The sequence below is a fragment of the Streptomyces sp. NPDC051913 genome, from assembly GCF_044593635.1.
Lineage (GTDB): Bacteria > Actinomycetota > Actinomycetes > Streptomycetales > Streptomycetaceae > Streptomyces.
The window spans coordinates 87,324-113,975 of sequence record NZ_JBIUCI010000009.1 but is presented as its reverse complement, the minus strand read 5'-3'; the positions used below and the strand labels follow the sequence as shown (position 1 = coordinate 113,975).

The 26,652-nt window shown below is 73.8% G+C and carries 22 protein-coding genes and 1 pseudogene; 16 read left to right on the top strand and 7 right to left on the bottom strand.

Annotated elements, in window-relative coordinates:
- Positions 1-5: 5 nt before the first annotated feature.
- Together ACIHIX_RS26905 and ACIHIX_RS26900 are read right to left on the bottom strand one after the other, a co-directional pair.
- Positions 6-1,841, bottom strand: coding sequence for a hypothetical protein (locus tag ACIHIX_RS26905; RefSeq protein WP_399960412.1), 1,836 nt, complete (start codon positions 1,839-1,841; stop codon positions 6-8).
- Positions 1,838-3,964, bottom strand: coding sequence for a hypothetical protein (locus ACIHIX_RS26900; protein WP_399960410.1), 2,127 nt, complete (start codon positions 3,962-3,964; stop codon positions 1,838-1,840). The genes ACIHIX_RS26905 and ACIHIX_RS26900 overlap by 4 nt, the downstream gene beginning before the upstream one ends.
- 207 nt (positions 3,965-4,171) lie before the next feature.
- Between ACIHIX_RS26900 and ACIHIX_RS26895 the strand changes: the two genes are divergently transcribed.
- From ACIHIX_RS26895 to ACIHIX_RS26835, 13 genes are all read left to right on the top strand, one after another.
- Positions 4,172-5,047, top strand: a complete 876-nt coding sequence (locus tag ACIHIX_RS26895; RefSeq protein WP_399960408.1) for an effector-associated domain EAD1-containing protein — start codon at positions 4,172-4,174, stop codon at positions 5,045-5,047.
- A 193-nt stretch (positions 5,048-5,240) separates the two neighbouring features.
- Positions 5,241-5,990 (top strand): hypothetical protein, encoded by a 750-nt coding sequence (locus ACIHIX_RS26890; RefSeq protein ID WP_399960406.1) that lies wholly within the window; start codon positions 5,241-5,243, stop codon positions 5,988-5,990.
- On the top strand, positions 5,987-7,078 hold the full coding sequence (locus ACIHIX_RS26885; protein ID WP_399960404.1) for a HesA/MoeB/ThiF family protein: 1,092 nt from the start codon (positions 5,987-5,989) through the stop codon (positions 7,076-7,078). Before ACIHIX_RS26890 ends, ACIHIX_RS26885 begins: the two co-directional genes overlap by 4 nt.
- Positions 7,075-8,541, top strand: a complete 1,467-nt coding sequence (locus ACIHIX_RS26880; protein WP_399960402.1) for a ubiquitin-conjugating enzyme E2 — start codon at positions 7,075-7,077, stop codon at positions 8,539-8,541. The genes ACIHIX_RS26885 and ACIHIX_RS26880 overlap by 4 nt, the downstream gene beginning before the upstream one ends.
- Positions 8,531-9,607, top strand: a complete 1,077-nt coding sequence (locus tag ACIHIX_RS26875; RefSeq protein WP_399960400.1) for a JAB N-terminal domain-containing protein — start codon at positions 8,531-8,533, stop codon at positions 9,605-9,607. The genes ACIHIX_RS26880 and ACIHIX_RS26875 overlap by 11 nt, the downstream gene beginning before the upstream one ends.
- Entirely contained in the window at positions 9,555-10,457 is a 903-nt protein-coding gene (locus ACIHIX_RS26870) for a hypothetical protein (protein WP_399960398.1), read from the top strand. The genes ACIHIX_RS26875 and ACIHIX_RS26870 overlap by 53 nt, the downstream gene beginning before the upstream one ends.
- Positions 10,454-12,334 (top strand): ATP-binding protein, encoded by a 1,881-nt coding sequence (locus ACIHIX_RS26865; protein ID WP_399960396.1) that lies wholly within the window; start codon positions 10,454-10,456, stop codon positions 12,332-12,334. Before ACIHIX_RS26870 ends, ACIHIX_RS26865 begins: the two co-directional genes overlap by 4 nt.
- Positions 12,331-13,485: an AAA family ATPase gene (locus ACIHIX_RS26860; protein ID WP_399960394.1), complete on the top strand. Its 1,155-nt coding sequence runs from the start codon at positions 12,331-12,333 to the stop codon at positions 13,483-13,485. Before ACIHIX_RS26865 ends, ACIHIX_RS26860 begins: the two co-directional genes overlap by 4 nt.
- Positions 13,486-13,539: 54 nt before the next feature.
- Complete coding sequence (locus ACIHIX_RS26855) at positions 13,540-14,349, top strand: hypothetical protein (RefSeq protein ID WP_399960392.1); 810 nt, start codon at positions 13,540-13,542, stop codon at positions 14,347-14,349.
- A 67-nt stretch (positions 14,350-14,416) separates the two neighbouring features.
- Positions 14,417-14,698, top strand: a complete 282-nt coding sequence (locus ACIHIX_RS26850; protein ID WP_399960390.1) for a hypothetical protein — start codon at positions 14,417-14,419, stop codon at positions 14,696-14,698.
- A complete protein-coding gene (locus ACIHIX_RS26845) occupies positions 14,695-15,492 on the top strand; it encodes a hypothetical protein (RefSeq protein ID WP_399960388.1) in 798 nt (265 codons plus the stop codon). The genes ACIHIX_RS26850 and ACIHIX_RS26845 overlap by 4 nt, the downstream gene beginning before the upstream one ends.
- 3 nt (positions 15,493-15,495) lie before the next feature.
- On the top strand, positions 15,496-17,238 hold the full coding sequence (locus ACIHIX_RS26840; protein ID WP_399960386.1) for a hypothetical protein: 1,743 nt from the start codon (positions 15,496-15,498) through the stop codon (positions 17,236-17,238).
- Between the two features lie 130 nt (positions 17,239-17,368).
- Entirely contained in the window at positions 17,369-20,500 is a 3,132-nt protein-coding gene (locus tag ACIHIX_RS26835; RefSeq protein WP_399960384.1) for a hypothetical protein, read from the top strand.
- 1 nt (position 20,501) lies between these two features.
- On the opposite strand, the gene ACIHIX_RS26830 is transcribed toward ACIHIX_RS26835, so the two are convergent.
- A complete protein-coding gene (locus ACIHIX_RS26830; protein ID WP_399960382.1) occupies positions 20,502-20,714 on the bottom strand; it encodes a radical SAM-modified peptide, FtsH ternary system-associated in 213 nt (70 codons plus the stop codon).
- On the bottom strand, positions 20,711-21,745 hold the full coding sequence (gene amrS, locus ACIHIX_RS26825; RefSeq protein ID WP_399960380.1) for an AmmeMemoRadiSam system radical SAM enzyme: 1,035 nt from the start codon (positions 21,743-21,745) through the stop codon (positions 20,711-20,713). The genes ACIHIX_RS26830 and amrS overlap by 4 nt, the downstream gene beginning before the upstream one ends.
- A gap of 78 nt (positions 21,746-21,823) precedes the next feature.
- Here amrS and ACIHIX_RS26820 point away from each other — a divergent pair, with 78 nt between their 5' ends.
- Entirely contained in the window at positions 21,824-23,044 is a 1,221-nt protein-coding gene (locus ACIHIX_RS26820; protein WP_399960378.1) for a 4-hydroxybenzoate 3-monooxygenase, read from the top strand.
- A gap of 10 nt (positions 23,045-23,054) precedes the next feature.
- Here the strand turns inward: ACIHIX_RS26820 and ACIHIX_RS26815 are convergent, their stop codons facing one another.
- A complete protein-coding gene (locus tag ACIHIX_RS26815; protein WP_399960376.1) occupies positions 23,055-23,414 on the bottom strand; it encodes an ArsR/SmtB family transcription factor in 360 nt (119 codons plus the stop codon).
- A gap of 60 nt (positions 23,415-23,474) precedes the next feature.
- Between ACIHIX_RS26815 and ACIHIX_RS26810 the strand changes: the two genes are divergently transcribed.
- Positions 23,475-24,521 carry a cation diffusion facilitator family transporter gene (locus tag ACIHIX_RS26810; protein ID WP_399960374.1) on the top strand — a complete coding sequence of 349 codons (1,047 nt, stop codon included), beginning with the start codon at positions 23,475-23,477 and terminating at the stop codon, positions 24,519-24,521.
- Positions 24,522-24,523: 2 nt separating this feature from the next.
- Here the strand turns inward: ACIHIX_RS26810 and ACIHIX_RS26805 are convergent.
- Both ACIHIX_RS26805 and ACIHIX_RS26800 read right to left on the bottom strand, forming a co-directional pair.
- Positions 24,524-25,077 (bottom strand): annotated as a pseudogene (locus ACIHIX_RS26805) (YbaK/EbsC family protein).
- 43 nt (positions 25,078-25,120) lie between these two features.
- On the bottom strand, positions 25,121-25,693 hold the full coding sequence (locus ACIHIX_RS26800; protein ID WP_399960372.1) for a helix-turn-helix domain-containing protein: 573 nt from the start codon (positions 25,691-25,693) through the stop codon (positions 25,121-25,123).
- Positions 25,694-25,786: 93 nt separating this feature from the next.
- Between ACIHIX_RS26800 and ACIHIX_RS26795 the strand changes: the two genes are divergently transcribed.
- Positions 25,787-26,644 carry an EamA family transporter gene (locus ACIHIX_RS26795; RefSeq protein WP_399960370.1) on the top strand — a complete coding sequence of 286 codons (858 nt, stop codon included), beginning with the start codon at positions 25,787-25,789 and terminating at the stop codon, positions 26,642-26,644.
- Positions 26,645-26,652: the final 8 nt, after the last annotated feature.

Here is a 26,652-nt window from a genome sequence, read left to right as displayed (position 1 = left end):
CTCCCTCAGTACCGGGGACCACGGCGGTCGGAGCCGTGATCCCCGTCGTGCGGCCGGCCGGGCAGATGCTGTTGGAAGTACTGCTGGACGACGACGCCCTGGACGGTGTCCTGCGCCTTCCCGCGCCGACAGCTGTCGAGCAGCGCCTGGAGCAGAGCGGGCGACGGGTTGCGCCCCGCCGCGTCCAGCACCTCCAGTACGTCCCGCTGCCCCAGTTGCGCCCCCAGGGTGCAGAGCAGCAGCAGCCGGTACAGATGCACCGCCTGCCACGGGTTCTGCGGCGCCATCCGGTCCACGGCCTCGGCGTGGAACTGGGTGCGGCGCAGGGCGTCGAAGGGGTTGAGGCGCTCCTTGCCGCCGCGGTGCCCGGTGCAGCTCTCCAGCAGGACGCGGGCCTGGGCCGGGGCGATCCGGCTGATCCGGTCGACCTCGCCCAGCAGGAACGTCATGCTGAAGCGGGCCACGAGCACGCGGACCATGTCGTTCAGCACGCTGTCGGCGACGCCGATGCGCAGGGCGATCCGCAGCAGGGGCAGCACGTCGAAGCTCGCGTGTCTGCGCGCGGCGCTCTCCAGCCGCTCCTCCATCACGCGGAACACCACCCGCCCGCCCGGCGGCGCCACGGTGAGCTCGCGCAGCAGGTCCGGGCCGCCGCCGTCGAAGCAGCGGTGCAGGGCCCAGGTGTGGATCTCGTCCCGCAGATGCCGGTAGGGCTGGAGTTCGAGCGTGTCGGGGCGCCACAGGGCCATGAGCCGGGCCAGCTGGCCCTCGGTGGCGCGGTCGAGTTCCAGCTGTATCCGGGGGATCGCGGTGGCGCTGCGCAGGTAGGCGTCCTCGCGGTCCGACAGGTCACCGCTCGGTGCCGCCTCCAGCAGGCTCATCACATCGGTCATGAGTCCGGGCGCCACCTGGTGTCCGGACGCCCACTCACGGATCTTCGAGGCGCTGGCCATCGGCTGGTCCGGGAGCAGCCGGGTGAGGGCGTCGGCACCGCGGCGCCGCTGGAAGGCGACGAGGCGTGCGGCCTGGTCGCGCAGGGGGCCGGGCGGGCCGGGGTCGGCCTTGACGTCGATGCGGCGCCGGGCCGAGTGCCGGGTCCCGGTGCCGTCGCCGCGTACGAAGACGAACTGGGGCAGGTCCTTCGCCCCGTCGTTCTCCTCCCGGGTGGCGAAGCCCCAGCTGCCCAGCACCACCCGGCCCAGCAGGCCGGCCAGGGCGTGCACGACGACCTCGCCGTCGACCGGTGAACCGACCACCGTGAGCGGCGCCCCGGGTTCGTCCATGACCGCTTCGACGAGTCGCACCAGCAGGTCGTCGGGCACCTCATCGGCCGCCGTGTCGAGGACGCCGAGGAGGTGTTGCTCGTCGATCAGCAACTGCCGTACGAGGTCCAGCGGGACCCGTTCCAGCCGCTCGGCGCCGCTCCCCCGGGCGGCCTGGCCGTCGAGCAGGGCGCTCTGCCGGACGGGCGGCGGCAGCCAGTCGTCCCAGTCGCTGCGGCAGGCGGCGAGCGCGAGGTGCAGGTCGATGCCGGCGGCCGGGCCGGTCAGGACGTAGGTGAGGGTGGACCCGGCCCGGCCGTGCGGGTCGCGGACCGGGAGTTTGCGCAGGACTGCGGCCTCGTGGTCGTGGCGCAGGTAGACGAAGCCCGGTGCGGTGTCACCGGGGTGCTCCTGGGTGGCCCACACCATGTGCTCGATCCGGCTGTTCCAGCGCAGCAGGGCCTCGCGGTCGAGGGAGGTGGCGACCGGGCCGACGTCGCCGCGGCCGGTGAGGGAGCGCTCGGACCACTGGTAGACGGTGATGTCGGCGCGGGGGCCGCCCCGCGCGGGCAGGCTCATGTGCCGGGCCCCCGTCCGAGCAACAGGGCGTCGGCGGCCGGCCCCGTCATGACGCCCTTCATGGCGAGCAGCGCCAACAGGGGTCGCAGTACCCGGTGTTGTCGGAACAGCGCCTCGTCGAAGCGGCGGGCGGCGGCCTGGTCGGCCTGGGCGCGGGGGCCGGTCCCGGTCGCGGAGGCGAGGTGCAGGGTGGAGCCCTGGCATTCGCCCGCGAGTTGCAGCCAGTCGCCGCCGCCGCGGGCGCCGAGGAAGGCGTACACGTCCTCGCTCTCCCGCTCCACGCTGCTCAGGTCGCCTTCGGCGTCCGGCTTCTCGTGCAGCCAGCCGTCGATCTCGCGGTAGCCGCGGAAGCGCAGCAGGTCGCTCTTGGTGACGACGAGGGCGCAGGGGACCGGCAGGAACGGCAGGGCGGGGTTGGCCTGTTGCTGGCGCAGCCGCTGGCGGACGTGCTCGAACGCCGGGTCGCGTCCGGTCGTACCGCCCTGGGAGGTCAGGCCGTACACGCGGGTCGGGTCGACGACGCAGAGCAGGGCGCTGAGCCGGTTGAGGAAGTCGGACTCGCGGCCGGGGCGTTCGAGCCGGCCGCCGGCCACGTCGAAGAAGACGACGCTGTGCGAGCGGCCGGAGTGCTCGTCGGTGACGACCAGGCCGGTGGAGTAGCGCAGTTCGGGGCGGTCGGCGGTGGCGACGAGTTCCTCGCGGCCGTCGATGAAGGGGGCGACGACCTCGTTGAGGTAGAGGTGGTAGCGCTGGGGGTCCAGGGCCTCCACGCGCAGGCCGTAGCGGGCCATGACGGTGGACTTGCGGGCCTGGTCGATCATCGCGGCCAGCAGATGGGACTTGCCGGTGCTGGAGGCGCCGACGAGTCCGATGCGGACCGGTTCGGTGCCGAACAACGGGTAGCGGTAGGGGAGTTCGTGCTGGGGCACGTCGTCGTTGCCGGGGCAGACCACATAGGTGCGGGCGAGCTGGGCGTCCCGCTCGGCGGCGGAGTGGGTGGGCAGGTCGGCCTCGGGCAGCATGCCGCCGGAGGCGTCGAGGACGACCCGCTCGGCCGTGTCCCAGTTCAGGGCCCGCAGGCACATGGGGCACTCGACGGGGCCGAGGGTGGGCAGCGGCCGGTCGGCGACGATCCGCAGCCGTCGCGCCAGCCGTCGCCACCGGCCCGGGGCGCGGGCGGCGGGCGGGGCGTAGCCGTTGGCCCGCAGACGGCCGGCGCCGGTGCGCTGGCGGGCGCGCAGGGCGCGGAACTCCTCGCGGGCGAGGGTCTCGCGGCGTCTGGCCTGTTCCGCGAGGGGCCGCTCGAACAGGCCGCTCGGCGGGACGCCGTCGACGAGGCGGCGGGCCAGTTCACGGGCGGGCGGGGAGACGGCGGAGCCCAACGGGAAGGCGGCGCGCAGGAGTTCCTGGAGCCATTCCTCGTGGCCCTGGTCGAGGGCGGCGTGGATGTGTTCGCGGGAGGAGCCGCGCGGCAGGGTCTCGCCGGTGGCCATCCAGAACGCGACGAGGGCGGCGCTGAGCACGTCCTGGTCGGCGGAGGCGGGGAGGCCGGGCCGGAATCCGGGCGCGTCCCACGCGGTCGCCGGGCGGTCGGGCAGCGGCTCGGTGGCGTACACGGCTCCGTCGAGACCGCCGAGCTGGAGTCCGTCGGCCGGGTCCCACCACAGGTGCTCGGGGCTGATCCGGCCGTGCACCAGGCGGGGTTCGTGCAGCCCGGCGACGGCTTCGAAGAGGTCCCGCACCACACTGCGCAGCCCTGGTCCGTGCAGCACGTCAGGGGTCTCGAAACCGGACAGGGGGACGCCGCGGCCGTCCAGGAGCAGCCGGTGCGGGCGGGTGGAGTCGTCGTAGGCGAGGACATGGGTGAGCTGGCGCGGCAGCTGCGCGCCGTGGAAGTCCGCGAGGCTGCCGAAGAGTTCGAAGTGCCGTCGCATGCGCCCCTCGGCCTCGGGCCCGACGGCCTCCTGCATCATCACCGGATGCCGGCCGGGCAGCCGGCGATACCGCCGCGTCCGGAAGGGCGGCTGCTCCAGGCGCCCCCGCTCCCCGGTGTCCTCCTCAAGACTGAAGACCGCCTCCACCCCGTCCCCCGACCCGGGCCTTCGGCCCCGGAACTCCGCCACCCCCGTGTCTCCTCCCCGTAGCCCTCCCGGACACCAACTATCACAGAACGCTGCCCACGCGAGCGGTGCTTCAGGCAGAGCACCGAAATGAGTGCACTCGGCGTTCACCAGTTCCTGACGGATGATCAACTCCTGTTGGTGAAAGGCCAGTCGGGGGTACGAGCCGGCCCGGTACAGTCGAATCACCTGAGGCTGGGGGGAGCACGCATGGGGGCACTGACGGCGGGGCGGCTGCAGCGGGACGGGGTGCTGCGCGTACTGGCGGAGCTGTACGCCGATCCGCTCACCGCGGAGCTGCTGCTGCGGGGGCTGGGTGCCGATCTGACCCGACTGCCGCCCTTCGGGGGCTCCCAGGCGCCGCTCGGTCACTGGTTCCGGATCTGTCTGACGATCGAGCACGGGGCGTTCGGCTTCACGCTGGAGGACCTCGTCCGGGCGGCGCACCAGGACTTCCCGACGAACGAGGTGCTGAGCCGGTCGGTTGACCCTCGGACGCCGGGCGGATCGCCGGACGACCGGCTGACCGTGCTGTGTCTGCTGGCGGGCCCCCGGGAGGCGTCCAGGCTCCAGCTGCGGCACGAGTACCGCACCATCGAGGAAGCCGCCCGCCGGGGACGTCGCCGCGTCCTCGACATCAGGCTGTCGGCGGCGACCCGGCGCCGCGATCTGATTCCCGCGCTCACCGAACACAGGCCGGACGTCCTGCACTTCGGCGGGCACGGCTCCGCCGACGGCGATCTGCTGCTGGAGGAGGAGGACGGCTCGGTCGCCCCGGTGAGCGCGAAGGCGCTCGCCGCGGTCCTCGACGCGGTGGGCGGAGTCACGGTCGCCGTCCTCAACGCCTGTCACCTGGGCCGGTATCTGGACGTCGTCAGACCTTTCGTGGGGGAGGTCGTCGGCGCCCCGGCGAAGCTGAACGACGAGGACGCGCTGGCGTTCTGCCGGGACTACTACGCGGCGCTGGCCCTCGGCGAGTCCTGGGAGAAGGCCTTCCAGCTGGGCCGGGCGGGTGTGGGGCTGGGTGTCCGCGGGCTACCGGACCTGCGGCGCGCGGTGCGGGTGCGGGAGAGCGACGCCGTATGACGCGCCGGCGAGCGCGGGGGCCGCACCGGGCGGCCGGACGGCGTGACCCCGGGCGACACGCGACGAACAAGCTGCGGAACCTGGAGCTGCGCCCGAAGAACGATCAACCCGCCCAGCGCCTGCACACGACCTCCGATCAGCGGGCCGTCACACGCCGGACGGCCGGGCGGCACGGTCAGAAGGGCGGCGGCCGATGAGCGAGCAGCGGCCCCGCACCGTGAGTGTGCATGTGCCCGCCGGGGTGAACGTGGCCGAGCGGCGGCGGCGCAGTCAGGCGCGGGAGCAGGCGGAGGCGGAGGCGCGGGAGGCGGCCGGGGGCGGACCCAGCCCGGCGGCGTACGACTTCCTGCTGGGGCAGGCGGGCGGGCGCCGCGAGGCGGTGGACGTGCCCCAGCCGGACGGCGAGCCCGGCGAGGAGGTCACCGTCGTCACCTCGCAGCTGCTGCGCAAGCTGGGCTCGGCCGGGACCACCTGCCCGGTCTGCCATCACTCCTTCCGGCTGGGCGAACAGATCTCCATCGAGCGCGCGGAGACCGGGCCCGGCGTCGTTCTCAAGCACCGCAGTCGACGCCTCGACTGTCTGAACCCCGCGGCGGGCGGCCACTCCTCCGCCGCGGCCGAACTGTTCCACCGAGGCGTGGACGAGGCGAATCCGCCCCCGCCGGAGCTGAACACCGTGCGGCTGCACCGGGACCACCCGCTGCTGCGGCTCCACCCGGGGCCGGGCGACGGGGCCCCGACCCGGCACCGCTGCTGGGTGTGCGGGCACACCTTCCGGCCGGACGAGGTGGTCATCCACTGCACCTGCGCGCCGGACGCGCCGAACTGCGCGAGCGCCGTCCACCGCGACCCGGACCACGGCCTGGTCTGCTACGACGACTGGAAGGCCCAGCATCCCGGGGTGCCGTGTCTGATGCTCAACTCCCTGCGGGACCCCAGGTGACCGGCGACCGGTTCGCGCGGCACGCGCTGATCCCGGGCTGGGACCAGCGGAGGCTCGCCGAGGCGACGGTCGTCCTCGCGGGCGCCGGCGCGCTCGGCAACACGGTGGCCCAGACGCTGGCCCTCGCGGGTCTGGGCCGCCTTGTGGTGTGCGATCCGGACACGGTCGCGGTGAGCAACCTCAGCCGCTGCCCGCTGTTCCGGGCGGGGGACGTGGGCCGGCCCAAGGCGCGGGTGCTGGCCCAGGCGCTGGCGGACCTCGCGCCCGGCACGGTCGTGGACGCCCGTGAGGCGCCGCATGTCTCCGGGGCCGGACTGGCCGAACTCCGGGAGGCGGACCTGGTGGTGAGCGCGCTGGACAGCCGGGCCGCCCGGATCTCCCTGGCCGGGCGGTGCACGCTCGCCGGGACCGGCATGCTCGACGGCGGCACGCACGCGTGGGGCGGCGAGGTCGCCTGGTACCCGCCGGGCGGGCGCTGCCGGGCCTGTGGTCTCGGTCCGGCCGAGCGTGCGGTGCGGGACGACCCTTGGTCGTGCGCCGCGCCCGATCCGGCCGCCGAGGTGGGCGCCTCCGCTCCGGTGTCCGCGCTGGTCGGCGCGTGGCTCGCCGACTTCGCCGTACGACTGCTGCTGGGGCTGTCGGTGCCGGACGCGCCGTTGCGGGTCGACGCCGCCGGGCTCGCCGGGCCCCTGTCCGGCACCCCGCCGCGCGGGCGGCCCGACCCGGAGTGCCCGTTGCACGAGCGGCTGCCCGGGGCGGTCCCGGTGCTGCCGCTGGACCACGAGGCCACGGTGGCCGACCTGTTGGACCACATCGACGTGCACGAAGAGCCGCTCACCTGGGCAGGCTTCAGCAGGCCGGTTCGGCGGCGGGCGGCGGTGCGCGCCGTCACCTCCCGGCTGCGGTCCGCGCCCGCCTCGGCGCGGCTGAGCGCACTGGGGGTGGCGCCACGTGAAGTACTGCCCGTGGTCCGACGCGACGGATCGGGGCTGCGGTACGTCGAGTTGGCTGCCGTCGGCAGGAAACGGCTCAGCACACAGGGCGACTTGAACGAGGCACAGTGCGCGACGACGGAGGGTGTCCTGTGAGGGACGAGCTGTACAACGAGCTGGAGCGGGTGATCAACCCCCAGGAGGGCGAGATCGTCCTGCGGTCGATCGGTTTCCGCGAGGCCCGCCTGCCGTCCACGGAACTGGCCCCCCGGTTCTACTGGTCGGAGGTGCGCCGTCTGATCGACGCGGGCGTGCTGGTGGACGGCGAGGCGTTGCTGGCCCGTGCGGCGCACAACGAGTACCCGGGCAACGCGGTGTTCCGGGCCTCCGTGGAGGCGCTGGAGCCGGTCACCGAGCCGCCGCAGCCGCCCCGCGCCGAGCGGCACAGCCCGCCGCCCTCCGGTCCGACGCCGGCGCCCGCGCCGCCGACGGAGCCGGAGACCTACCCGACCCTGGTCTTCGTGTGCAGCACGCACCACGCGGCGTTCATCGAGGAGGTGCGCCGCCTCGACACCCGCGCCGAGCTGTTCTTCGTCAGCCAGGGCGAAGAGGCCCAGGTGGGGCAGATCGCGATGTCCCTGACACGGGAACTGACGTTAGGTCAGATCGAGGACGTGCGCGGCGGGCTGATCGCGGCGGGCGCCCCGGCGGACCTGGAGATCCTCCAGGAGGTGTACGACCACCGCCCCTATCTGCTGGAGGCGCTCCGGGTCAACGGACCCGACCAGCAGCCCTACGACCTGGCGGGCGTGCCGTCGATCACCCCGGTGCGGGACATCGCCGCCGCCGTGCTGGCGCACTACGAGGGCCGGATGGGGCGGCGTCCGCGGACCGTCGTCGACCATCAGCAACCGGACGGCAGTTTCCGCCGCCTGGACCCCGCGCAGTCCCTGCACGACGCGGGCGTGCGCGAGGGCGACACGCTCAACGTGTATCCCGAAGCGACCGCCGGGCACGCCGAGTTGCGGATGCAGGCGATCATCCGGGTGCGCGAGGAGATGCATCGGTACGCGGACCAGCACGAGGACTTCGAGATCGTCGACACCGACGACCCGGAGTTCCCCACCGACTACGAGATCCGCTTCAAAGGGCCGGGCTTACGCCTCCCGGACCAGCGGAGCGCGAGCGCGCTGCCGCGTCCGGAGGCGCAGGACAAGCACAATCTGCTGATCCTGCTGGGCCCGGACTTCCCGCTGGTCGCCCCGGCCGTCTTCTGGCTGAGCCCGATCTTCCACCCCAACATCAAGGGACCCGATCCGCAGTACCCCGAGGCCGAGGGGGCGGTGTGTCTGGGGGTGCTGGCGCACTCCTGGCGCCCCGCGCTGGACTTCGGCCAACTGTGCCAGATGCTCGTGGACATGGCTGGGTATCGTAATTACGAGATCTCGGACAGTTTCAACCCAATCGCGGCATATTGGGCTCAGACGGAGGACGGTGCGGCCATGATCGAGGCCATCGGGGGCAAGCCGCCGGTGCCCGCCCCACCCCCCGACGACGGCGCGCTGCGCGTCGGCGCGCTGCGGATACGGCGGACGGACGGGGTGGCCGATGGCACTTGACATCGAGCTCTTCCAGGGCGAAGCGCGCCAACTGGTGCGCACCGAACCGCTGATCGCACTGCTGAAACCGGCGTTCGCGGCGGAGACGGCCCCCTTCAAGGGCCGCCCCCGTTTCGTGCTGATGCTGCGCAACGACCCCGGACCCGACACCTACGAGCCCGAGACGCCCGCGACCTCCGCACCCTCCGAGACCGACACCCATGAGGGGGATCTCCACCTCACCAATCTCCGCGCCGACTTCGGGTACATCCATGTCGCGATCCATATGGAGGGACGCGTGGTCTACCAGAAGCCCTACTCCGTCAACTCTCTCGTCGGCCCCGTACTCGCCCGGCTCGCGCGGGAGATCGCACCCGAGGAGCCTCGGTGGGCGTTCCGGATCGCCGGGCTGCCCTCGCCCGAGGACGGGGAGTCGGCGCAGCGGCTGCCCCCGGTGGTGGACGGCACGGACGACATCGACGTCTCGCGCTCCACCCGGCTGCCGTTCGGCATCCGCCCGGCCGCCGAGCCCGAGATCCCGCTGCTCGACCTGACCGAGTACGGCGTGACGCTCAGCGACACCGGGGCGCCGGTGACCGTGCTGCTCGGCACCGGGGTGCAGCGCAGCCTGATGGAGATGGAGCTGTCGACCGAGATCGAGGAGGGCGGCTTCCTGGTCGGCCGGGCCTTCCGCCGGGCCGACGACCCCGCCCTGCACGCGGTGATCGTCGACGAGGTGCTGCCCGCCGAGCACTCGGGGGCCTCTCTGATGCACTTCACGTTCACCGGCGACTCGTTCCGCGCGATGAGCCGCACACTCGGCGACCGTCAGCTCGTCGGCTGGTACCACACCCATCTGTTCCAGACCGAGCGCACCATCGGTCTGTCCCGCACCGACATCGACCTGCACCGGGACACCTTCCGGCGCCCCTGGCAGGTGGCCGCCCTGATCAACCTGACCTCGCGGCGGCGGGTGCTGACCTGTTACGCCTCCTCCGACGACTGGATGGCGCCCTGTCCGATCCGGAACCTCGATGACGACTCTGACAGCCACCGTAGTACGCATCCTTCACTGGGCCATCACTGAACCGGCGCCCGACGGCACCCCGTTGCCGCCTCCGACGACCTCCGCCGCGCCGCCCGAGAGCGACGACGACCCGGTCGTCCTCCTCGAACGGCTGGCCCGCGTCACCGCGGCCAGGCTGCGGCTGTCCGACCCACCCCTCGGGGACCGTGGGCCGACGGGCCTGGAGCCGCTGATGGTCGCGGCGGCACTGGCCCTGCGGGACGACCCGCCGACGGCACGTCTGATGGCGGAGGGCGTGGGCGGTTCGGGCACCGTCCGTGATCTGATGGCCCGTCACGGTCTGATCGGGCGCGCCCTGTCGGCGACGCCGGTCGACGACGAGCTGCGCACGGCACTGCTGCGCGCCTCCCCGCTCACCGCCCTCTTCGACGCTCCGCCACCGGGCACGGAGGAGCGCTGCGGGCAGCTTCTCGACCGGTTCCTCGACCACACCGAGGGCAGACGAGCGGCGGTGGCGGGCCTCGCCGCACCACCGTCCTCGCCCGCCACCGCCCGTCACCGCGCGGCACTGCTGCGCCGGTTCCGCTTCAGCCCGGGGGAGAGAACAGTCGTGTACGAGGTGTACGAGACAGCGCTGCTGCACTACGGCGGCCACTACCGCGGACTCACCGACGACGTCCGGAAGTTGGCGCGGGAGAACCCGGCCCGGCTGCTCGACGACGACGGGCCCGGCCAGTGGGCGCGGGCCACCCTCGACTGGTGGCAGCCCCTGTCCGTGCTGACCCGCCGCCATCCCGAGGAGCTGCGCCGCCGTCCGCTGCTCAGCGGCTACCGCAGGGGCACGGAACTGCACCGAATCTACGGCCGGGTCCGGGAGTTCGAGGCGTTGCGCGAGGTGCTGGACCGATGACGAGAGCGCTGCGCCTGGCCACCGCGGACCACGGCGACCGGATGGACCTGCTCGGCACGGCGGGCGACCGCCCGCTGCGGGAGGTGCTGGCCTCCTGCGAGGTGTGGCTGCTGGACCCGTTGGACGAGGAGTTGCTGGAGCGGCCCTGGTCGGACTTCGCCGCCGACATCCGCCTGCGGTCCGAGATCCACCCCGGTACGCCGCTGTTCGCGCCGCCCGGGATCACGGCCCCGCCGGCCGCGACCTCACTGACCAAGCCCCCCGCCGAGAACACCGGCGGTGTGGAGGCCGCGTCGGAACCCGAATCCGCCGACCACCCGGACCGCATCACCGACGCCCAGGCCGTCCGGCTCGCCTACTACCCGCACATCGAACGCGTCGCCTCCCTGCTGCGCAGCCGACTGCCCGTCCTCGTCATCAGCGAGAAGCTGATCGTCACCCATCTGTGGGAGGAGATGGTCACGCTCGCCGAGTGCCGCGGCATCCGGCTCGACGACGACTCGACGGACGACGAAGGCGGCGGTGGCCGTGGGTCCGGCGACCCCGTCGCCGACATGAACGGCGCGCAGCTGAGCACCCGTCAGCGCCGTCTCGCCCGACTCCGCGCCCAGCTGGAGGAGTTGAAGGAGGGCGATGTCATCGTCCTCACCCATCTCGACCTGCTGGCCGGCAGCGCCGACATCGGCCGGCACGCCGAAGCGCGCGAACTGGTCGAGCTGCTCTACGCCTTCCCCGACCAGCTGGTCCTCGCCTTCGCCGACCCCACCCTGCCGCTGCCGGACGTGCTGGCCGAGCGGTTCAGCGCCCGGGTCACCCTCAGCGGTCTGCCGCCGAAGGTGAGGACTCCGGAGACCGAGGAGACGCTCCTGGGGGCCGCGCTGGTGACGCGGGAGGAGGCCGAGACCTTCGAGGGGTTCCAGCCGCGCGAGTTCTACAAGCACGTCGCCGGCATGAACCCCGTACGCCTGCGCCAGGCCATGCGGTACGCCCACGAGAAGCACCGGACGCAGCCGAAGCGGGCCACTCAACAGGACCTGCGCGAGACGCTGTTGACGTTCAAGGCGCAGCAGTCCTCGCACTTCGAGGTGCCCAACGTCACGCTGGGCGACATCGGCGGCTACGACGAGGTCAAGGACGAGATCCGGCAGACGCTCGCCATCATCAGCGGCGCGCAGAGCCTGCCCGACGACATGGAGGAGGTGCGCTCCGAACTCGTCCCGCGCGGCATCATCTTCTACGGCCCGCCCGGCACCGGTAAGACCCTGTTCGCGAAGGCCATCGCCAACGGCATGAACGCCACCATCCAGGTGGTGTCGGGGCCGGAGGTCACCGACATGTACGTCGGTGAGAGCGAGCGCAAGGTGCGGGAGATCTTCGCGTCCGCGCGGCGCAGCGCGCCCTCCGTCATCGTCTTCGACGAGATCGACGCGATCACGATGGAGCGCAGCAACCGTCCCGACGGCGGCAGTCGGGCCGGCAACAGCGTGGTCGCGCAGATCCTCACCGAGATGGACGGTTTCCGGCCCGAGGTGCCGATGCTGGTGATCGGCACGACCAACCGCATCGACATCATCGACAAGGCGCTGCTGCGGCCGAGCCGGTTCCGCTCCATCGCCATCTCGCTGCCCGACGTCACCGCTCGCCGGGCCATTTTGCGCCACCACGCGGGCCGCTATCACATCTCCCTGGACGACGAGGTCCTCGAACTGATCGCCGAGGCCACCGCGGGCCGCAACGGCGACGAGCTGCGCTCCCTGATGCGGGACGCGTTCGTCGGCAGACACATGCACGGCATCGAACCCGACGCACGTCGGCTGGGCTGGCTGGTGGGGCGCCTCCAGCAGGGCCGCCTGGAAATGATCTCGGAGCGCCGATGAGCACCGCGACGGCCACCTGGAGTGGCGACGACCTCAACGCCGTACGACGTCTCAAGGCGCTCGGCCGCAGCATCGACCAGCACTTCGTGGGGCGGCGGCTCGCCCTGGACCTCCTTGAGGTCGCGGTGCTGGCGCACGAGCACGTGCTGCTGCTCGGGCCGCCGGGCACCGGCAAGACGGACCTCGTCAGCCGGTTCGCGGCCGGGCTCGGCAGCCGTCCCTTCGTACGGCTGCTGACCCGGTTCACCGAACCGGCCGAGCTGTTCGGGCCGGTGGACGTGCCCGCCTTCCAGAGCGGCCACGAGTACCGGTTCCGCACCGACGGCATGCTGCCCCAGGCGCATGTCGCGTTCCTCGACGAGATCTTCCAGAGCGGCAGTCCGATCCTCAACACCCTGCTGACGGTGATGAACGAGCGTGTCTTCCACAACGGCCAGGGCGTCGAGGCCGTCCCGCTCATCACCCTCGTCGGCGCCGCCAACTCCCTGCCGCAGGACCCTTCGCTGCTCGCCTTCGCCGACCGGTTCCTGCTGCGCCTGACGATCCCGCCGGTGGCCGGCAACCGGCTGGACGAGCTCCTGGCGAAGGGGTCCGCGCCCGGCCGCGCCACGTCCGCCGGTGACGAGCACGCCTGGATCGACGCGGCCACCCTGGACCGGCTGCACCGGCAGCTGGCACACGCCGATCTGAGCGCGGTGACCCCGGAGTACGCGGAGCTGATCCGTGAACTGCTCGGTCAGGGCGTGGCCTTGTCGGACCGGCGGATCATCCGCGGGCTCCGGCTGGTGGCCGCGGCGGCGCTCCGGCAGGAGCGCGTGCGGGCCGAGGCCGCCGATCTGTGGCCGCTGGAACACTTCTGGTCCGACCCGGCGCACGCGCCGGTGGTACAGGAGGCGGTACGCCGACGCACCGGCGGTCTCGCCGAGGACCCCGACGAACCCGCCCGGACCGTACAACGCCTGGTCTCCGACGCGCGGGTCCTCGGCCGTCAGGTCGGGGCCGGGTCGCCGCCCGCGTCCGTGGAGCGCGTCCTGCGTCAACTCAATGCGCTGAGGCTTGAGTTGAGGCGTGCTGTTCCGGGCAACAGGGAGGGCGAGAGGGAGCTCGCGAGTATCATCGACCACACTCTGGCCTTGCTGGACCAGGGCTGACGCACGGCTACGGGCGCCCGCGCCCGGCTGCGGAATCAGGGGGAAACCAGCTCTATGTGCAATCCGCGCAGGGTCCGTGTCGAGGCCACCAGAGAAGTCGTCGAGGCATGGGAACTCGCCCTGGAGCGTCATGCCAGCGCCAGCGACTCCGTGGTCAGTGAGCTGGAGGTGCGCCATCCCTTCGGCGGCACCCTGGGGCAGGCCACCCGGCAGGTCTTCGAGCGGACGCTCGCCACGGCCGACGGCTGGCGTGCCGAAGCCGGGGGCCACGTACTGACCTTGACGGACGGTCAGGTTTGCTATGACCCCACCACCGGCGAACTCGTGGTGACCGCCCGTCTGGAGGACCAGGTCACCGTCGAGGGCCACGCCGCCGAGACCGTGCGCGGCGCGGTCCGCGAGCAGGCCACCGGCAGCGGTGAAGGGCGTTACTACGCCGACGGGTTCGCCGGGCGCACCCGTGAAGTGGCCGAGCGCGAGGCGCAGGTGGTCGCCGAGGCCGACGCCGTGCGCCGGGCGCGCGAGCTGGCGGGACGGCTGCGGGCGCAGGCGGACCGGGAGTCGACCACCGCGGCCGCCGCGGCCGAGGCCCGGCTCCAGCGGGCGGCGGACGACGACGCGCGGGCCCGGCTGGCCGAGGAGCGCGAGCGGGTCCGCGCCGACCTGGAGGCCCGCAACCGCGAACGCATCACCCGGCTCGGGCAGGACGGACTGCGGGCCGTGAACGGCGTGCTGGCCACGGCCTATCAGCGGGCGCTGCTCGACTTCGCCCGACAGCACGGCGCCACCGGCATCCGGGAGCAGGAGTCCGACGGCGGCATCGACATCGAGTTCGAGATCGACTTCGACCGGATGGAGAACTGACTTCGAGGCCCGCTCGGGGTGGGGCCTCGACGGTGTGCGGAACTGATCCGGGAGGGAGAACTGATCGATGCGGGTGCGGGTGCGGTTCCGGTTCAACACGGACACCGGAGAGGTCGAACTGTTCCAGGTGGACGACATCGGCGCCGGTTCCGGCCCCGAACACGACGCCGAGCACGACCGGATCAGCGCCGAGCTGGGGCAGGTCCTGGCGCGCCGGCCGGACGTCGAGGAGATCTCTCCGTTCGAGGAGCGGCCCCTGCAACGGCACGATCCGACACCACAGACCCCGAGGCGGACACAGGAGGAGGACGTCGAGGGTCCGGAGCCGGGTGCGCGGGAGACCTCATGAGCCGGCGCACCCGGCTGCTGCTCAGGGCCGCGCGCTGCTACTCCGAGGCCCAGGCGCACGCCGAGGCCGCCCGCTGCTACGACCTCCTCGGCTGGCAGTGGTCGGCGGCCGACGCCTACCAACGGGCCGGCGACCTGGAGCACGCGGCGCGCACCTACCGGCAGGCGGGCCACCCGGAACAGGCGGCCCGCTGCTACCGGCTCCTCGGCCGCCCCGAACTCGCCGCCCGCTGCTGGCAGGAGCGGGGCCGCAGACCGGAGGCGGCCTGGGAGCTGCTCCTGGCAGGTGACATCACCTCCGCCCGCCGCCTCCTGGCCGCCGCCGACACCGTCGGCAACGGACCCCAGCAGCTCCGCCTCGAACTCGCCCGCGCCCTCGCCGACCGTCTCGGCGGCGGCCCGGCCGGCCCGCTCCTCACCCTCCTCCCGCGGATCGAGGCCCGTCTGCCGTCACTGGCCGCGCGCACCGAGCGTCGGCTGACGCTGGACTGGGGCGTCGAGGCAGCGGACCGGATCGAGCGCTTCGACTGGGGGGCACGGCTGTTCCGGGCGGCCTACGACGCCCAGGGCGGCGCAGACGTACTGGACCGCTGGCGGGAGTGGGCCGGCGAGCGGCTCGGCTCCACCGCCTGGCTGCCGTCCGGGCCGCCCGTCGAGGCGGACGTCGGGACGGGCGCCTGGACCGGCGTCGGAGCCCCCTTCGGAACCGGCACCGAGACGGGCGGCGGGACCGGCGTCGGCGCGGACATCGGCGCGGACGTCGGCGCGGACGTCGGCCGGGCGGAGGGGCGCTGATCCATGGAACGCGGCGAAAGCCCTCTGCGGCGTCTCCTGAACCGCATCACGCCGGAGACGCCCCCTTCCGCCGGCACCCCGCCGACCCCCATCGTGGCGCGCCCGGCGCCACGCGGGGCTCCGCCGCCGACCCCGCAGCCCCCTGCGGTCCAGCCCCCGCCACGGCCGCCCCGCCAGGCGAGCGGCTCCCACGACCACGGCGTCCGCTTCAGCGTGCGCCCCGCCCGCCCGCCGGAGGAGGGCCCTCCGACACCGGTGCCGCCGGTCACGTACACCTCCTCCCCCACCGTGGACTGGCGCGTCGCCGCCCGTTTCGCCTCCCCGCACCGGGTTCTCGGCGCGCTGGAGGCGCTGCACCGGGCGGGGGCGGCGCAGTGGAGCTGCCACGGGGAGCCGGGCGGCGGGGCGGTCTGGCTGCTCAGCGTGATCGGCCCGACGGTCGGCACCGAGCTGCTGACCCTGCACGGCGGCGCGCCTCGGCCGGTCCTCGGACACGGAGCGCTCGCGGGCCAACCCGGCGGCGGGCCGGAACAGTTGAGCGAGGTGCTGTCCTGGCCCGCGCTCGACCTGGTGGACCTGGTCTCCCGTCTCCCCCTGACCCCGCCCGCCCGGGCCGACCACCGCACCCTGCTGGTCCTGACGGCACCGCAACTGCTGTCGTCCGTCGTCCGGCAGGCGCTGGCCTTCGGCGTCGAGGTGTCGTCGCTCGCGGCACGGGCACGCCCCTGCGACAGCCCTGACGCCCCCCAACGCGAACTGACGGCCTTCGCGTTGACGTCACCGGACGCGATACCGAACGCCCTGCTCGTGGCCCTGTCGGCGCTGCCCCGGACGGCGGTGTGCCGTCCGGTGACCGGCTGCGAACGGCTGCTGCTGGACGTACGCCTGTGCCCTCCCCTCGACGACGCCCTGCTCTGCTCCCCGGTGCCCGAGGGGGAGTTGTGGCTGGTCGGCGACCGCGAGGAGTGGCCTCCGCTGCGCCTTGAGCCACTGGGAACGCCCGCTCCGGTGCCGACCGAGCTGGTCGGGGTGACGGCCGAACCCCCGCCCAGCGCCTACGCGTTGCCGGATGCCGCGCGGGTGCCGTCGACACAGGTGCGGGTGGTGTCCGACGCCCACGCGGACACCGCGGTCGACGCGGTTCTGCTGCACGACGACGAACTCCCCCTCCTGCGCCGGTACTTGCCGGGCCGTCCGCTCGGCGAGGCGGGATTCCTGCTGCCGGGACCCGGTCACCATCTGCTCCTCGAACCGGCGGGCCTGGCCCGCGACCTCCCCTTCGGCGTTCCCCTGCACCGCGTCGGTCCCGGCAGCCTGTTCCTGGAGTCCGGGCACACGCTCACGCCCCCGCTGCCGCCCGCGGCCCGCGCTCACCTCTTCGGCCTCGACGGCACCTCGGCGGTGGTCTGCTGGCACGGCGGCCGGCACCGCTTCCCGCTCGCCCCGATGGTGCCCCTGTGGACCCTGTGGGCACCATCGGAGCCGGTCGAGGTCTCCACCGGCCTGTCCAAGGCGGGCCACGAACTCCTCGACGCCCTGGACGCGCTGGCCACGGCGAGCGGCACCCCGCAGGGGCCCGCCGCGACACCCCACCACGACCCCGGCGAGGCGCTCGAACGTGCCGCACGCCTGCGCGCCACGGGCGACCACGAGGGCGCCGCCGAGGCCTTCCGTTCCGCGGGCGACCCCCTGGAGGCGGGCCGGCTGTTCGAACGGGCGGCGCTGGAGGGGACGGAGGAACGGTGACGGCGAGCGGCACAGCGGCGGGAGGCACCATGCCCGCGAGCGGCGGCACGCCCGTGACCGTCGACTCACCCGCGACCGTCGGCTCGCCCGCGACCGTCGGCGCGGGTACGGCCGGCTCGCCGGGACGCCCATGACGACCCGCCCCGAGACCGCCGCCCCTCCCGGCCCCCGGCGGCTGCTCGCGCTCACCGGTACCGACCCGTGTACCGGTCTCTCCCGGGACGGCACCGCGTTCGTGCATCTCACCGAGCGTGCCCTGAGCTGTCGTGACGACACCGGGCGGGTGCTGTGGTCGGCGGCCGGGGAGGGGCGGCCGTCGGCCGTGGCCTGGGGGCCCGACGGCGGTGAGGTGTTCGTGCTGCGGGCCGGGCGGGTCGAGGTGTACGACGGGGACAGCGGGGCGCCGGCCGACGACGGGTTCCCGGTGCCGGCCGGCGCGGACACGCTCACCGTGTCGCCCGACGGACTGTGGGTGGCCTGTGCCGGGGACGGCGTGCTGGTCCATCATCGCGGCACCCTCGTGTCGTCCCCGCTGCCGACGGTGGACCCGGTGGTCGCCCTGGCCTGGGATCCTCAGGGCCGCCAGCTCTGCCTGGCCACCGCCACCGCGCTCCAGCTGTGGAGCGTCGCCCCGGTCCGCATGGACTTCGCCCCGTGCACGGGCCGCACCGGCATCACCGCCCTCGCCTGGTCACCGGACCGCGACGCGCTCGCCTTCGCCGACGCGGCGGGGCTGCACCTGGTCGACCGCGCCACCGGCCGGCCCCTCGCCGACGCGCCGCTTCCCGGTGCCGTCGTCGGACTGGGCTTCAGCCGGACCGGACGATTCCTCGTGGCCGCAACCGGCCAGGAGGCCCTGCTCGTCCTCGACCGTGCGCTGGAGCGGATCGCGCGACTGCCCGCCCGGATCACGGCACCGCGGGACCTGAGCGTGTCGGCGACCGGGCGGGTGCTGTTCACCGCCGGGGCGGGCCCGGAGCTGTGGGAGCTGCCGGACGCGGCACCGTACCGCGCGGAGCGCCGGGTGGGTGTACTGCTGCGCAGCTGGGCGGCGGCGATGTGCCGCTCGGTGGGACGGACGCTGCCGGCCCTGCGGGACCGGGCGCCGCGGATCACCGGACAGACGCTGCTGCACGACGCGGGCGACGCCCTGTGGGCTCCGGCGATCTCCCCCTCGCGGGACGGCCGTTGGGTCCTGGAGACCGCGCCGGGTTCGCTCACCCGACTGACGGCGTCCGGTCCGGACGACGGACGCCGGAGTGTGGCCGTGGCCACGGGGCCCGGCGGCGCCCATGACCTGGAACTCTCGCCGGGAGGCGGGGAGTTGCTGGCCTGCGCGTCCCGCGAGGGCCAGGCGGGGCTGACCGTTGTCGACCTGGGCAGCGGGGAGGTCCGGGCGGTACTGGAGGGCGGCCAGGGTCCCGCGTGGTGCCCGGCGCCCGCCGAGGGGACGGCGACACTGGCCGTGCCCGAGCCGGGGCCCGCGCCCACGCACCTGTTCGTGCACGCCCTGGATGCCCGCGGCGCCCCGGCACAGCAGCGCGCGAGTCTGCATCTCCCGCAGGGCACGGGCCGCCCCACCTGGTCACCGGACGGGGCGGTCCTCGCGGCCGGGACCCTGGGCGCGGTCATGCTCTGGCACATGCCGCGCAGGGAGCGGGCCCGGCGACTGCCCCTGCCCTCCGGCGCGTTCGCCACCCGCGTCGCCTGGTCGCCGGACGGGAGCCGACTGGCCGCGACGCCCCCCGCCGGGCAGGGGCCGTTGGTGGTGTGGTCGACGCTGACCTGGCGGGTGCAGCGCGAGTTCGGGGCGCCGGGCGGGCGGGGCTGGGCACCGGCGCTGGCCTGGTCACCGGACGGCTCGCTGCTGGCCGTGCCGGGCCCCGGCGCGGACACCACGGTGGTCGAGGTGTGGGACGTGACCCGGGGCACGGTGGCGATGACCCTGGACGAGGGCCCCGAGCGAGGCCCGGTGTGGTCGGTGCGCTGGTCCTCCGACGGCCGCCGGCTGGCCGTCACGTACAGCGGCGGCCGCACCCTCCTGTGGGAGGTGCGGACCGCGCCGGAGGCGACGGAGCCCGGCCCGCCGTTGCCCGAATCACCCGCGTACCTGGCCGAGTTGGGCACGATGGCCGCCGCGGTCGACGCGACCGTCCCCCTGGACGCGCTCGCGGACATCGCGGGGCTGCTGCGTCCAACGCCGCCCCCGGGACGGCGGCTCGTCCATCGGAGCCCGGCCGCCCGCGCCCTGCGGAACCTGGGCTGGCCGCGCTCCGCGCATCCGGCGCTCGGCGCGCTGGTGGCGTCGCGGCTGCCGGGGGACGCGCGCTACGTCCCACCACCGGGCGTCTCCCTCCAGGAGCTGCGCACCACGCTGGAGTGGGGTCTGCGCGGCAGCGGCGAGCAGCCGGAGCGCCCCTCGGTCTCGGCCTCCGAACTGACCGCCGCCCTGGACCGGGTCGAGCGCGAACTCCTGCCGCTGCTGGCCCTGTTGGGTCCGGACGCGGTCCGGGAGGACCCGGCGCTGCCGTTGCGGCTCGCGCGGGGGCCGTGGGCGTCGGCCGCGGAGGCCGCCGCCCGGATCCCCGACCTGCCCTCGCGTCTGCCCGTCCTCCTCGGTGACGACGTACCCGGCCCCACCACGGCGGGCGCCCCCGCGCAGTGGGCCCGGCACGGGCCGCCCGACCGGCTGGTGCCGAGCCAAATGGCGCTGCCCGCGCCCCTGTTGAACGCCCTGTGGGCGCAGGACGCGCTGCTGTACCGCACCCGGCGCGGGCGGCTGCCGTGGACCGAGCGGGACGCGGTACTCGTCCTGGACACGGGAGCCGCGGCGCAGGGGCAGGTGGGCAGCTGTCTGCGTCTGTGCGCGCATCTGCTGGCGGCGGCGCTGCTGGCGGCCGACCGTGCGGTGGCGCTGGTGCACCTCGACGGCCGCGCGGCGCCCGCGCGGCTGACGGCCGCGTCGGACCTGCGCCGTCTGTGGATGCCGGTCCTGCCGGAGCCCGCCGACCCGGCCCGTGCGGCGGCGCTGGCCCGCGAGGCGGCGCGCGGGCTGGCCGCGGTCGACTCGGGCGAGCCCCGCACCCTGCTGTTCACGCACGTCCACGAGCCGGCGCTGCCCGTGCCGGGCGCGCTCACCCTCCGGGTCCACTACCCGCGGCACCCGGTCCCGCCGGACGGGCCGGACACCTGGGTGCTGGCACCGGAACCGGACGGGGACGACCTGCGGCGGGTGCTCGTGCAGATCCTCGGGCGGCTCTGAGTCAGCCGCAGAGCATCTGCTCCACCGCGTCGGGCCCCATCTTCTCCAGCAACGCCTCCAGCATGTCCGGCCGGAAGGCGTCGCCGAGCACCTCGACCCCCGTCTCGTCCCAGCTGATGCGCAGCCGTACGAGCCGTCCGTCGGGATGGTCGTCGTACTCCGACGCGTCGATCAGGTCCGGCAGGTCCTCCACGAAGCGGTACTCGGCACTCATGCCCCAACCCTCTCGTCCATGGTCCAGATCCCGGCGATCCGCTCCCCGCAGGCCGGGCAACTCCCGTCGCGCAAAAGACTCTCCGTCTGCCCCCATACCCCCCGGGTCACCACGTCGACCCCGCATCCCGGGCATCGGGTGGCCCGGCCCTCGGCGCCGAGGGCCCGCTCGACGTACACGTACCGCAGTCCGGCCGCCCGCCCGATGCGCGCCGCGTCCGCGAGGCGCTCCGGCGAGGTGGGGCGGTGGTCGCGCATCCGGTACGTGGGGGTGAAGCGCAGCAGGTGCCAGGGCGTGTCCTGGCCGAGCGAGGCGACGAACTCAGCGATGCGCACGAGCTGTTCGTCCTCGGCGCTGGTTCCGGGGATGAGCGGCGTGCTCGCCTCGACCCATACCCCGGCGGCCTTCAGCAGCCGCAGCGTCTCCAGGACCGGCGCGAGCGGCGCTCCGGTGAGCCGGCGGTGCGCCTCCTCGTCGGCGGCCTTGACGTCGATGTTGACGGCGGCGAGGACCGGGGCGACGCGCTCCACCGCTTCCGGCGTGAGGAAGCCGTTGCTCTTCCACACCAGCGGCACGCCCGACGGGCGGGCCCGGGCGCCGAGTTCGAGGGTGAGCTCGGCGGCGAGGGAGGGTTCGGAGTAGGAGAGGGCGAGGCCGCCGCCCCGCTCGGCGGCGGCCGTGACCAGCTTCTCGACGTCGGCGTCCTGCGCGGAGACCTGGCTGCCGGGGTCCCTGCCGTACTGGGAGACACGGTGGTTGACGCAGTAGTCGCAGCGGAACGAGCAGCCGGGCGGGGCCAGGGTCAGCAGCGGCAGACCGGGCCGGAAGTGGTAGAAGGGCTTGCGCTCCACCGAGGACCAGTGCTCGACGGTGGTGCCCCACGTGGCCGTCAGAACCCGGTCGCCGTCCCGCCGGCGCACTTTGCAGGCTCCCGTGTCACCGTCGCGCAGTCGGCAGCGGAACGGGCACAGGGTGCACTGGAGGCCGCCGTCGACCGCCCGGTAGAAGTCCGCCGGTACCCACGCGACCACCCCGCCACCTCACCCCGTCACCCGGATTTCCACGGTACTCGGTTCCCCGGCGCCGCAGGGCGCGGACATAATGCTCGGATGACCGAGGCCTCCCCCCTCCCCAGCGGTGCGCTCCCGCTCCACAAGCCGGTCGTCGTCATCGGCGCCGGGCCGGCCGGACTCACCGTCGGCAACATCCTGCGGGCCGTCGGCGTCGACTGCGTGGTCCTGGAGACGGAGACCCGCGCGTTCATCGAACAGCGGCCCCGTGCCGGGGTGTTGGAGGAGTGGGCGGTACGAGGCCTCGAACAGCGGGGTCTCGCGGCGAACCTGCTGGAGCGGGCGCAGCGGCACACGGAGTGCGAGTTCCGGCTCGGCGGCGAGCGGTACCGGTTCGGGTACACGGGACTGACGGGTCATCACCACTGGGTGTATCCGCAGCCGTTGCTGGTGACGGACCTGGTGCGCGAGTACGCGGACGTGCGCGGCGGCGACATTCGGTTCGCGGTGCGGGACGTACGGCTGCACGCCCTGGACTCGGACCGTCCCGTGGTGGAGTACGTCGACGAGTTCGGCGAAGACCGGCTGATCCCCTGCGACTTCGTGGTGGGCGCCGACGGGGCGCGCGGTGTGACCCGCTCCCTGCTCACCCCGGACCGCGCGCTGGTCTCCCGGCACGACTACGGCGTCGGCTGGCTGGCGCTGCTCGCGGAAGCGCCGCCGTCCAACGACTGCGTGGTCTTCGGCATCCACCCCAACGGCTTCGCGGGTCACATGGCGCGCAGCCCCGAGGTGACCCGCTACTACCTGGAGTGCCCGCCGGGCGACGATCCGGACAACTGGTCGCACGACCGGGTGTGGTCGGAACTCCGGCTGCGCCTCGGCGCGAACGGCGCCCCGCCGCTCACCGAGGGCCGCCTCATCGAGAAGCGTGTCCTCGACATGCACAACCACGTGGTCGAACCGATGGTGTTCGGCCGCCTCTTCCTCGCCGGCGACTCCGCCCATCTCACCGCGCCCATCGCCGCGAAGGGCATGAACCTCGCCCTGCACGACGCCTTCCTGCTCGGCGACGCGCTCGTGGCCCGGCTCACCAAGGGCGACTCCACCGGTCTGACCGGCTACTCGGCCGCCTGTCTGGGCCGCGTCTGGGACTACCAGGAGTTCTCCCAGTGGCTGTCGGAGGTCTACCACGGCACGTCGTCCGGCGACCCGTACCTCGCGGGCACCACCCAGGCCCGCCTGCGCCGCCTGTTCTCCTCCCCCGCGGCGGCACTCGCGTTCGCCGAGCAGTACCTGGGCAAGGACCCGGAGTACTGAGCGACCGACGCTAGTCGTGCACGGGCCGGTCGCTGAGCCGGTGGTCCGCCACGTTGAGCGCCTCGTCGACGAGTCGCCGCAGATGCCCGTCGCGGAGGGCGTAGATCACCCGTCGGCCTTCCTTCCGCGTGGTCACCAGTCCCGCCAGCCGCAGCCGGGCCAGATGCTGGCTGACCGCCGGCCGGGCCGCCCCGCACGCCTCGGTGAGGGTCGTGACGTCCGCCTCCCCGCCGGTCAGGGCGTGCAGCAGGGTGAGGCGGGTGCGGTCACCGAGGAGGGCGAGGAGTTCGGCGGCGAGGGCGAACTGTTCGTCGCCCGGGGCCTGCGGGTGCGCATGATGCGCAGGTGATAGGTGCATGCGTGCGCTCATACGCACATAATGGCGGTGTGGGCGGCGCACGTCCACCGCACGCACCGGAAGGGGCCTCACGTGAGCGACCGGCACCACCACGGACACGGGCATGAGCACACCCGTCACCATCCGCGGAAGCACCCCCTCGGCCACCGTCTCAAGCACCTCCTCACCCCCCACTCCCACGAGACCGCCGACAAGCTCGACCCGGCGCTGGAGTCCTCGGCACGCGGTATGCGCGCCCTGTGGGTGTCGCTGGTGATCCTCGGGCTGACGGCGCTGGCGCAGGCCGTCGTGGTGGTGCTGTCCGGGTCGGTCGCGCTGCTCGGCGACACCGTGCACAACACGGCGGACGCGCTGACCGCCGTACCGCTCGGGATCGCGTTCGTGCTGGGCAGGCGCGCGGCGACCCGTCGGTTCACCTACGGGTACGGGCGGGCCGAGGATCTCGCGGGCATCGCGATCGTGCTGACGATCGCCGCGTCGGCGGCCTTCGCGGGGTGGACCGCCGTCGAGCGGCTCCTCGACCCGCGGCCCGTGCAGCATGTCCCGGCGGTCGCGGTCGCCGCGCTCGTGGGCTTCGCGGGCAACGAGTGGGTGGCCCGCTATCGCATCAGGGTGGGCCGGGACATCGGCTCGGCCGCGCTGGTCGCGGACGGACTGCACGCCCGCACGGACGGATTCACCTCGCTCGCGGTGCTGCTGGGCGCCGGGGGCTCGGCGCTGGGCTGGCAACTCGCCGACCCGCTCGTGGGGTTGGCGATCACGGCGGCCATCGCCCTGGTCCTGCGGGACGCGGCGCGCGAGGTGTTCCGGCGGGTGATGGACGCCGTGGACCCGGCCCTCGTGGACCGCGCCGAGCGGGCGTTGCTGGAGGTCGAGGGGGTGCGCGGGGTGGGCGAGTTGCGGCTGCGCTGGATCGGCCACAGGCTGCGCGGCGAGGTCGCGGTGGTGGTGGACGGGGACGCGACGGTACGGCAGGCGCACGCCATCGCCGTGGACGCGGAACACGCGCTGCTGCACGCCGTACCGCGCCTGACCGCCGCCCTGGTGCACGCCGACCCGGCACCGCTCCCGGGCGAGACCGACCCGCATCTCACCCTCGCCCACCACACGGCGGCCTGAGTTCAGACGCCCAGCCCGTCCAGCACCACGGCACCGGGCAGCTCGGCGAACGCCTTGCCCGGCACGAGCAGTTTGCCGCGCCTGCGCCCGCTGCCGACCAGGACGTAGGGCAGGTCGACGACGGCCGAGTCCACCAACAGCGGCCAGTCGGCGGGGAGTCCGACGGGGTGATGCCGCCGTACTCCATGCCGGTCTCCCCCGTCGCCGTGTCCATGGAGGCGAACGAGGCCTTGCGGGACCCGAGTTGGCGGCGTACGACACCGTTGACGTCGACCCGGGTGGTGGACAGCACGACACACGCGGCGAGCGTGGACTCACCGCCGCGCTTGCCCGCCACCACGACACAGTTCGCGGACCGCTCCAGCAGCTCCTGCCCGTAGTGCTCCACGAAGACGGCGGTGTCGGCCCACTCCGGGTCGGTGTCGACGTAGACGATCTGCTCGGCGGGGACGCTGCCGCTCCAGCGGCGTACCGCGTCCGCGACGGGGGCGGTCAGTTCGTCGAGGCAGTCGGGGGCGGGCGTGGCGTGCTCGAAGTGTCCGATGGGTGCGTCCATGACCGCACGCTAACAGCCCTGCGGCGGCGGCCCGCCGGGGGTCTCAGGTCGCGGGCGGGACCGAGATGGCCAGCACGAACACCGTCGGTTCGGTGCCCTGATTGCCGTAGGTGTGGGCGGCGTTGGCGTCGAAGGTGACGCTGGAGCCGGCCGGGACGCGGTGCTCGGCGCCGTCGACCGTGAGGCTCAGCTCCCCGGCGGTGACATGGCCGATCTCGACGGTGCCGACCGGGTGCGGGTCGGAGGAGCTGCTCTCACCGGGCATCAGCCTCCACTCCCACATCTCCAGCGGGCCGGGCGCCTCCGTGCCCGCCAGCAGCCGGCTGTAGCTGCCCGCGTCGGTGTGCCAGAGCCGTACGACCTGCTCGGGTGGGACGATCCGCACCTTGGGGCCCTGTTCGTAGTCGAGCAGGGTGGTGACACTGACGCCGAGCGCGTCGCCGATCTTCACCACCGTGCCGATGCTCGGGTTGGTGCGGGCCTGCTCGATCTGGATGAGCATGCCGCGACTGACCCCGGCCCGCGCGGCGAGCACGTCCAGGGTGAAGCCGCGCTCGGTCCGCCAGCGTTTGACGTTGCGCGCCAGGGACTGGGTCAGCAGGTCGAGGTCCGACACATCACGTCCAATATTTTGTATGACAGTGTGCAAGTTGATGAACTACGGTGGGGTGCACCGAATCGTTCATCGAACTGTACTGCGAGGCGCTCCGTGACAGCACTCTTCGCCCTGGCCACGAGCCTGTTGTGGGGCCTGGCCGACTTCGGCGGCGGACTGCTGACCCGGCGGACCCCGGCACTGACGGTGGTCGTCGTCTCGCAGGGCATCGCGACCGCCGTGCTGGGCGCGATCGTGGTCGTCCTGGGCGGCTGGAGCGAGGCGGGACCCCGTCTGTGGTTCGCGTTCGCCGCCGGTCTCGTCGGGCCGGTCGCGATGATCTGCTTCTACAGGGCGCTCGCGCTCGGCCCGATGGGCGTCGTCTCACCGCTCGCCACCCTCAGCGTCGCGGTTCCCGTCGGGGTCGGCCTCTTTCTCGGCGAGCGCCCCGGCCCGACCCAGTTCGCGGGGATCGCGGTCGCGGTCCTCGGCGTCGTCCTCGCGGGCGGCCCGCAATTGCGAGGCGCACCCGTCCAGCGCGAGGCGATCGTCCTCACCCTGATCTCCGCGCTCGGCTTCGGCATGGTGTTCGCGCTGATCGCGGAGGCGTCGACGACCGTCACCGGTCTGTTCCTCGCGCTCTTCGTCCAGCGGGTGACGAACGTCGCGGTGGGCGGCGCCGCCCTGTACGCCTCCGTACGCAGGGGCAACCCGGCCCTGCCCCCGACCGGCTTCGACTGGTCCACACTCCCGGCACTGGCCTTCGTCGGCCTCGCGGATGTCGCGGCGAACGGCACGTACGCGATGGCCGCCCGGATCGGCCCGGTCACGGTCGCCGCCGTACTCGCCTCGCTCTACCCGGTCGTGACCGCTCTGGCCGCCCGCGGCTTCCTCAGCGAACGCCTGAGGGCGATCCAGGCGGCGGGCGCGGGCCTGGCCCTGGTCGGCACGCTGCTCCTGGCGACCGGCTGAACCGCCCC

Coding starts and splice junctions, on each gene's coding strand:
- ACIHIX_RS26850 (WP_399960390.1), top strand. CDS start 14,417: ATGCGGGTGCGGGTGCGGTTCCGGTTCAACACGGACACCGGAGAGGTC.
- ACIHIX_RS26875 (WP_399960400.1), top strand. CDS start 8,531: ATGGCACTTGACATCGAGCTCTTCCAGGGCGAAGCGCGCCAACTGGTG.
- ACIHIX_RS26820 (WP_399960378.1), top strand. CDS start 21,824: ATGACCGAGGCCTCCCCCCTCCCCAGCGGTGCGCTCCCGCTCCACAAG.
- ACIHIX_RS26840 (WP_399960386.1), top strand. CDS start 15,496: ATGGAACGCGGCGAAAGCCCTCTGCGGCGTCTCCTGAACCGCATCACG.
- ACIHIX_RS26830 (WP_399960382.1), bottom strand. CDS start 20,714: ATGAGTGCCGAGTACCGCTTCGTGGAGGACCTGCCGGACCTGATCGAC.
- ACIHIX_RS26845 (WP_399960388.1), top strand. CDS start 14,695: ATGAGCCGGCGCACCCGGCTGCTGCTCAGGGCCGCGCGCTGCTACTCC.
- ACIHIX_RS26905 (WP_399960412.1), bottom strand. CDS start 1,841: ATGAGCCTGCCCGCGCGGGGCGGCCCCCGCGCCGACATCACCGTCTAC.
- ACIHIX_RS26890 (WP_399960406.1), top strand. CDS start 5,241: ATGAGCGAGCAGCGGCCCCGCACCGTGAGTGTGCATGTGCCCGCCGGG.
- ACIHIX_RS26895 (WP_399960408.1), top strand. CDS start 4,172: ATGGGGGCACTGACGGCGGGGCGGCTGCAGCGGGACGGGGTGCTGCGC.
- ACIHIX_RS26870 (WP_399960398.1), top strand. CDS start 9,555: ATGACGACTCTGACAGCCACCGTAGTACGCATCCTTCACTGGGCCATC.
- ACIHIX_RS26815 (WP_399960376.1), bottom strand. CDS start 23,414: ATGAGCGCACGCATGCACCTATCACCTGCGCATCATGCGCACCCGCAG.
- ACIHIX_RS26835 (WP_399960384.1), top strand. CDS start 17,369: ATGACGACCCGCCCCGAGACCGCCGCCCCTCCCGGCCCCCGGCGGCTG.
- ACIHIX_RS26865 (WP_399960396.1), top strand. CDS start 10,454: ATGACGAGAGCGCTGCGCCTGGCCACCGCGGACCACGGCGACCGGATG.
- ACIHIX_RS26855 (WP_399960392.1), top strand. CDS start 13,540: ATGTGCAATCCGCGCAGGGTCCGTGTCGAGGCCACCAGAGAAGTCGTC.
- ACIHIX_RS26860 (WP_399960394.1), top strand. CDS start 12,331: ATGAGCACCGCGACGGCCACCTGGAGTGGCGACGACCTCAACGCCGTA.